Genomic DNA, 237 nt, shown 5'->3' with positions numbered 1-237 from the left:
GTCGAGGTCGCTCAACAAGCGAAGGCTAGCCTTCCCATCGGCAAGCGGGAAGGATCACATGTGGTGGTTGTAATGATGGTGGTGGAGACGGTAGTGATGGTGATGATGGTGCCGGCGATGATGCCTGTGATGGTGACGATGATGCTTCTTCATCGGAGCCGCATCAGGGCTGGTGGCGCCCAGCGTCGCCATGGTGAACGCTAGGGCCAGTGCCAGCCCGTGCGCTGAGGGAAGGGA

General features: G+C 60.3%; 1 protein-coding gene. It reads left to right on the top strand.

Features of this window, described 5'->3' with window-relative positions; translation table 11 throughout:
• Nucleotides 1-204, top strand: a 204-nt coding sequence (locus tag KVT37_RS32850; protein WP_217579090.1) for a hypothetical protein, incomplete at its 5' end; no start/stop codon positions are given.
• Nucleotides 205-237: the final 33 nt, after the last annotated feature.

Origin of the sequence: Mesorhizobium sp. GbtcB19, from assembly GCF_019091085.1 — a bacterium.
In the GTDB taxonomy this organism is placed as follows: domain Bacteria; phylum Pseudomonadota; class Alphaproteobacteria; order Rhizobiales; family Rhizobiaceae; genus Mesorhizobium.
This window is presented reverse-complemented; position numbering and strand designations above follow the sequence as displayed.